Source organism: Microcystis sp. M090S1, assembly GCF_020246295.1.
GTDB classification, from domain to species: Bacteria; Cyanobacteriota; Cyanobacteriia; order Cyanobacteriales; family Microcystaceae; genus Microcystis; species Microcystis aeruginosa.
In genome coordinates this window covers 1-6,564 of record NZ_JADBTF010000048.1, presented here as the reverse complement: position 1 = coordinate 6,564, position 6,564 = coordinate 1, and the positions used below count along the sequence as shown (strand labels likewise).

The following is a 6,564-nucleotide window of genomic DNA, read 5'->3' as shown; positions in this document are numbered from 1 at the left end:
GACTTTCGCTCCATTTCAGAAGCCCGATTCCGTGTGTCCCACGGTACGGTTCTGACTAAACGCTTCTTGTACTTGTTGCGCGCGACTTTTTACCCGGACAAGCTTTTCTGAACGGAACTCCCTAAGCCGAGTTTTCAAGGTGCTGTCCGCCCACTTGGTTTTCGAGACGGTCTTTTTAATTCTAACGTAAAGCCGCCGTTCTACGGCGGGGTTTCCCACCCAAAATTTTCGATGAACATAACTAGGCGAGAATTGATCCAGCAGACAGGTTGGGGGTTGCTGACTTTGGCGATTAGTCAAGGGACAGTTAACCGTCATTTGGCTGCTCTCGCCGCCCCTAATCCCCGAAAATTGGCTCTTTTAGTCGGTATTGACCAGTATGGGGCGAATATTCCGCCGCTGCCCGGTTGTCTTACCGATGTGGAGTTACAAAAAGACCTTCTCCGTTATCGTTTTGGCTTTCAGGATGCTGATATAGTAACTTTAACGGGACAACAAGCCAGTGGAGAAGCGATCAAATCGGCTTTTTTAGAACACCTGATCGCCCAAGCCAGGTTGGGGGATGTGGTAATTTTTCACTTTAGCGGTTATGGCAGTGTTGGGGCCCGAAAAGAGGTTTTTATTGCTGCGGATGGGGCAGAAAATGCTTTACTTAAGGAAAATATCCTGCTGATGGCTCGCTGTCTAGCTACGGATAAGTTTAGCTTGATTTTTGATAGTAGTCATCTCCCCCAACCTCAGCCCTATCTCGGTAATCTTCGCGTTCGTTCCTATTCTAGAACCATTACTGATCCTAACCCCGCCGAATTAACTTTCGCTGCCGATATTAAAACCCGTTTTAACCTCAAAAATAAGCCTAGTAACGGCGTTATTCTCGCTGCCGCTAAACCAGAGCAAATCGCCCTGGAATTGAGCGGTAATAGCCCCAATGCTGGCTTATTCACCTATGATCTCACTCAGTATCTCTGGCAAGTTTCCCCCAGTCCGACAATTGCGATCGCTTTTCCCCATCTCCGTAATCTCGTCGCTAGTCACAGCAGTCAACAACAGCAACCGGCAATCCTGACCAATAATCAAAATAATTCTGTGTCTATTTATCATACAACGTCAGAAAAGTCAAGGGTTGGGGCGGCAATTGTTACAAATCTTATTGACGAGCGCACCCTAGAAGTCAATCTGGTCGGCCTCCCCTTAGAAATCCTGGAAAATTACGGAATTAACTCCTGTTTGAGCTTTATTGAGGCGACCGGGGAGGAAATCAGCCTACAAATTCTCTCCCGTCAGGGTTTAAAAGCCAAAGCCCAGTTATTATCGGCAACCGCCTCCCTAGAAATAGGACAGATTCTAGAGGAAAAATTGCGGGTTTTTCCGAGTCAAATCGGCTTAATCGTCGGTTTGGATCATAACTTAACCCGGATTGAACGGGTAGATGCCACCAGTACCTTTGCCAGTTTGCCCGATGTGGCCGCCGTGGTTAACATTGGCGAACAAACGGTAGATTGTCTCTTAAGTCGAGTTGGTAGCGAAGAAACTGGCAATTATCAGTTATTATCTCCCAATGGCTCCCTAATTATCGGTAGTTTAGGGGCGGGCAACGAAGCAATTAAATCGGGAATCAAACGACTGCAATCGCAACTAGAAACCCTGCTGGCCTGCAAATTGTGGCACTTGTTGATCAATCAAGAATCCTCCGGTTTAGCCGTCATTGTCACCCTCGAAAGCCTCGATCAAACCTATATCTCCACAGTGCCAACCCAAAAAATTGCGGGTAGCAGGGGGACTAATACCGCTAAAAACGACTTAATTCTGCCCGTCGGTACGGAAATTCGCTATCAAATTGAGAATCAAGAAGAACAACCCCTCTACGGACTGATAATTGTCCTCAACAGCGATCGCCAACCGCTTTTATACTGTTCCTGTTCAGAAACCCCCGATAATTTCAGCAATTCCAGCCCATTGGCCCCCTTTGTCGTGGCGGCTAAAACCAAGGCCCCCATCCCCAATGACCGCCAAGGGCATTGGAAAATTAGTCAACCCAAGGGCATCAGAGAAAATCTACTGATCCTCAGTCGCCATCCTTTCCCGAAAACCTTGACCCTTCTCAATGCCACTCAAAGCCTCAAGGGAGAAGCCACCCAACTGCTCACCCTGACTAACCCCCTAGAAATAGCCAGAGCTTTCTGGAGCGATCTAAAATTAGACTTAGGTCTAAAAATGGATAGTTCTGGCAGTGTAATTGATGAATACGCCTTTGATCTAGGAACTTGGTCAGGTTTCCGGTTTATTTATCAAGTTATGGACTAAATCGATAGAATAATTCTATGGAATCCTTGAAAAGAAAAGGTTAAAATCCTAAAACAGCTACCCCTAAATTTCCCGATGAATCTTCTGCCCCGGACAACCCAAAGCCGCCTCAAAAAAATTCCACAAATTCCCAGTGTTTGGGAAGGAGATCGTCGTGCTTTATCCTTATCCGAGAGAATGCCCCGGGCCACCTTAGAACCAAATCAAGAAAGCGGCGGCGAGTGCGTGATCTGGGTGGATGGTAGCGAGGGCTGTGTACGCGCTATGGAAGTAGTTTCCCCTGAAACCGGGCCAGAGGCCATGGTGAGAACCTTAATCCGCGCCATCGAAACACCGCAAAGTCCCGCCCGGCCAGCCAGACCGAAAAAAATTATCGTCCGCGATCGAGAAACACAGTTTTTTCTGCGCGGGGTACTGCAAGATCTCGATATCACCATCGATTATGTCCCCAGTTTGCCCCTGATCGATGATCTCTTTCGTGGATTCGACGAATTCCAAAATAACCGCCCCCCGGCAATTCCTCCCACTTGGCAGTCCGCTTTAGTGAAAACCGCTCACGAAATTTGGAAAGCTGAACCCTGGTCCTGTTTAGCTGATTACGATATTTTGCAAATTAAGCTCGATCGCCCCGATTTCCCGAATCTTTACGCCTGTGTCATGGGAATGCTCGGTCGGGAATACGGAATCATTCTCTATCGTTCCCTAGAATCCCTCAAACAATTCCGGCAGTCCGCTTTAGAAGAAAAATCGATGGAAAGATTAGAAAAAGCCTTTCTTTCCCAAGATTGTTGGTTTTTAAGCTACGAATTGGCTGATGATGATGAGGACGATGATGAGGATGACTACGATCTAGCCTCGGCTGCCCCCTCCCAAATCCATCCAGTTTTCGGCAGCGTGCATCCCTACGAAGGTATTCGCCCCTATTTAGATGAAGAAGAAGCAATCACGGTATATTTAGCTTTAATGGCTCTGTTGCGCTTTTTTAAAGGCAATCAATCCGCTTTATCCGAAGAACCGATCGGAGAATTACAGCGTCGTTTTCGCATTCCCCTCGATCCCGAACAAGCAAAAGGGGAAACCGTGGCGGTGACGGTGGCCACGATGCCCGATCTATGTGCGGAATTTATGCAACTCCTGGAGGAGGAGGACGACGACGAGGATGAGGATGATGAGGATGATGAGGAAGAATCCGTACTCAAGGAGGATTTAGTTCCTGATAATGCACATCTCAGTCTGGGAATGGTTCCCTGGCAATTATTAGATAAAATTCGCAGTCGTCCAAAAATCCATTATCAACCCCAATCCGTACCGACAAAAGGAGAGGGTTTCCCCGTGGTCATGATCCAGACCTCCCGACCGAAAGCCAAGGAAATTATCGAAAAAATCGAACAAGCTGGCGGTTTGGCGGCTATTGGTTTTAACCCCGGCGAAGATCCCCTCGAAGATACCCGTTATGATCTGGGGATTCTGAAAATGGCTAACGGTGATCTCTATCTATTTGGGGAATTCGAGCAAGATGATCCCGACCACCGTAACGCGCGTCGCAATTGGCAAAAACGCATCAAAAATACCGAGGGTTATTGTGGTTTGATTATTGCCATGGGCGTAACGGGTTCCTCCTGCGGTAATCCCCAATTAAACGATATGTTAGCTCTCTATGAGGCAAAATCGATCAATAGTAAAGATTTAGACTTGGGAGTTTTGACTCTTATGCCTCACTTTGGTTAATTTTAACGAAGGCAGCGGCGGCTCTTTTTCAGTGAACAGTAATCAGTAATCAGTTTGCTTGGCAAATTCATTGACATACTCCCACCGTCAAGCTGCGCTATGAAGTGTAGAAATATGCCCATGACGAATCGATTTTTACCGCCGCGCATGGGCAGAAATTCCCTTAATGGGTAGGTCAACTTCGATCAGTCGTTTAGGGTAGGTCATCATGGTTAAAATTCTACAATCTCGTTAAAAAATCCCACTCCTCAAACCAAGTTGAGCGATCAACGCATTCTAATAAAGCAATAAAATCCTGCTCAATATTAAACGCTATATTATGAGGGCTGATCACCTGATTGATAATTGCTTGAACGTCATCTTTTTTGGCATACTTGTAAAAATCCCGTGTATTCAAAATTTGATTGAAATAGTTGCGATAAGCAGTTGATAATTGAACATCATTTTCTGGAATTGACCTATCATTTGTACCCAACATATCATCACTCTTAAGCTTATCCCGAATAGAGCGGCATTGATAGATGATTTGTTCAAATGCCTCATTATCATTGAGTAATTGCTGTAATTTGGGATTCATATAGTTCAGATAGGCTTGTTTAAGACCTTGAGCAAGACTTACGGCATCCACTGAAATCGAATTTTGCTGGTGACTTAACCACAGAAAAAGTAACCTACCTAATTTATCAAAATCTGTAAATAAAATAGATTCAAACGTATATGCACTTGGGATATAAGTTGGCAAATTAAACCGATTATTTAAATTATTTATAATTAGATTTTTATGGTCGTCATTTAAGAAATCTCTATCAAAAATTAACACAGATTTTTGCCATAAATTCTGCTGATTTTTAATTAACTGAAAAATCTTTTTATAACTAGGTAAATCCTTAAAAATTTGAGAGACTCCACCCATCACCCAGAAAGAATATTTTTTTGTATTTATACCAATAGTATTCTTTTGTAATAACGTATAAATTGCTTTTGCATCATCCTGACCTTCGACAAAAATGATTTTATCCGCTTCAACGGCATTAATAAAATCTAAACCATTACTATTCCCTAAAGAACTAATAATAGGATTTAGCGCAGAGGGATAAATTCCTTTAAAGCGTGGCTCTACGGGAAGTTCTTGTCGAGATAAAGCATTATAATTATATTGAGGTCTATTTTCCAGATGAAATAATTGATGTAAAGAAACCTGTCGAATTAAACTTTCATTATGAGTTGTTAAAAAAAGGCGTTGCTGATTTGAGATATGAATCTTCTTTTCTGGTATTTTTAAAACCTAGAGCCAAACTAACTTTTGCATCTGATGCACAGTTTGCATTCATACCTTGATTCAGCAACGCCTCAACTGGTACAAGTGTATGAACAACTGCCTGTAAGCATCCCACCGAAAAACTAATGCGCTCCGGGGTTGGGATTGAGTGATAAAATCGGAAATAACGCCCAGTTTTAGCCGAGAGTTTCCCTTTCAAAATCCCAACTCAGTAGATTGACAAAAATTGAGCTGCAGCCTCAGTTCTGATCACCGATCACTGAAATCGCCAAAATTAAGCGACAATGTAAAGTAAGGTAAAACTTTCTGGACAAATTCTTATTATGGTGTTATTCGGATTCGGAAAAAAATTAACTTTGCCCACAGCAAGGGAAGCACTACCCGGGCGATCGGAAAAAATGCCCGTACCTAGCGGCCACTACGTTAACGGTCATCCTTTGCAGCCCCCCTTTCCCACCGGTATGGAAACCGCAATATTTGGTTTAGGCTGTTTTTGGGGAGCAGAGCGGAAATTTTGGCAATTAGAAGGAGTTTACACCACGGCCGTAGGTTATGCGGCTGGTATCACCCCTAATCCCACCTATCAGGAAGTGTGTACCGGCATGACTGGGCATAATGAAGTGGTCTTAGTGGTCTATGATCCCAGCGTGATTTCCTACGAACAACTGTTAAAGGTTTTCTGGGAAAGTCATAATCCCACCCAAGGAATGCGTCAGGGTAATGATACGGGAACTCAGTATCGATCGGGTATCTATACCTATAGTCCCCAGCAAAAGCAATTAGCGGAAAAATCCCGATCGATCTACCAAGAAGCTCTCAATAAAGCGAACTACGGTCAGATTACCACGGAAATTCTCGACGCACCTGAATTTTATTATGCTGAAGTTTATCATCAGCAGTATTTAGCGAAAAACCCCGGCGGTTACTGCGGTTTAGGGGGAACGAAAGTGGAATGTCCGATCGCTCTTGATCTGAAGTTAAATTAAGTAGGGTTAGGAGTCAGTTATCAGTGATCAGTTATCAGTGATCAGTTAAGTAGGTGGGTGGAATTAAATATAAGATGAACGTAGGTTGGGTTGAAGCATGAAACCCAACGCCCGTATAGTTTACGCTGGGAGCAAGTCAATTTTGTCAGAACAAACGTACCAAGCCTCGTTCAAAGTGTTCCGTTCAGGTACGCACAACGAAGTTTGAGAACTTGAGGTACATTCCTTTCATTCCATTGCGCTCCCGAAATTTTCAAGCGTCTATCG

General features: G+C 44.1%; 5 protein-coding genes. 3 read left to right on the top strand and 2 right to left on the bottom strand.

Translation table 11 applies throughout. The features are described 5' to 3' along the window. The first annotated feature begins 231 nt into the window (after nt 1-231). Together IM477_RS02000 and IM477_RS01995 are read left to right on the top strand one after the other, a co-directional pair. Nucleotides 232-2,304: a caspase family protein gene (locus tag IM477_RS02000; RefSeq protein ID WP_287730349.1), complete on the top strand. Its 2,073-nt coding sequence runs from the start codon at nt 232-234 to the stop codon at nt 2,302-2,304. 75 nt (nt 2,305-2,379) lie between these two features. Continuing rightward, on the top strand, nt 2,380-4,032 hold the full coding sequence (locus tag IM477_RS01995; RefSeq protein ID WP_287730348.1) for a DUF6930 domain-containing protein: 1,653 nt from the start codon (nt 2,380-2,382) through the stop codon (nt 4,030-4,032). A gap of 220 nt (nt 4,033-4,252) precedes the next feature. Here IM477_RS01995 and IM477_RS01990 read toward each other — a convergent pair whose 3' ends face one another. Both IM477_RS01990 and IM477_RS01985 read right to left on the bottom strand, forming a co-directional pair. Beyond that, nucleotides 4,253-4,945 (bottom strand): hypothetical protein, encoded by a 693-nt coding sequence (locus IM477_RS01990; protein WP_287730346.1) that lies wholly within the window; start codon nt 4,943-4,945, stop codon nt 4,253-4,255. Nucleotides 4,946-5,249: 304 nt separating this feature from the next. Further along, complete coding sequence (locus tag IM477_RS01985) at nt 5,250-5,510, bottom strand: hypothetical protein (protein WP_287730345.1); 261 nt, start codon at nt 5,508-5,510, stop codon at nt 5,250-5,252. A 124-nt stretch (nt 5,511-5,634) separates the two neighbouring features. Between IM477_RS01985 and msrA the strand changes: the two genes are divergently transcribed. Next, the gene (gene msrA, locus IM477_RS01980; RefSeq protein ID WP_287730344.1) at nt 5,635-6,297 is read left to right on the top strand and encodes a peptide-methionine (S)-S-oxide reductase MsrA; all 663 of its coding nucleotides are present in this window, start codon (nt 5,635-5,637) and stop codon (nt 6,295-6,297) included. Nucleotides 6,298-6,564 lie beyond the last annotated feature (267 nt).

What these genes read in the sequence shown, in the direction of transcription:
- IM477_RS02000 (WP_287730349.1), top strand. Translation starts at nt 232, where the DNA reads ATGAACATAACTAGGCGAGAATTGATCCAGCAGACAGGTTGGGGGTTG.
- IM477_RS01995 (WP_287730348.1), top strand. Translation starts at nt 2,380, where the DNA reads ATGAATCTTCTGCCCCGGACAACCCAAAGCCGCCTCAAAAAAATTCCA.
- IM477_RS01990 (WP_287730346.1), bottom strand. Translation starts at nt 4,945, where the DNA reads ATGGGTGGAGTCTCTCAAATTTTTAAGGATTTACCTAGTTATAAAAAG.
- msrA (WP_287730344.1), top strand. Translation starts at nt 5,635, where the DNA reads ATGGTGTTATTCGGATTCGGAAAAAAATTAACTTTGCCCACAGCAAGG.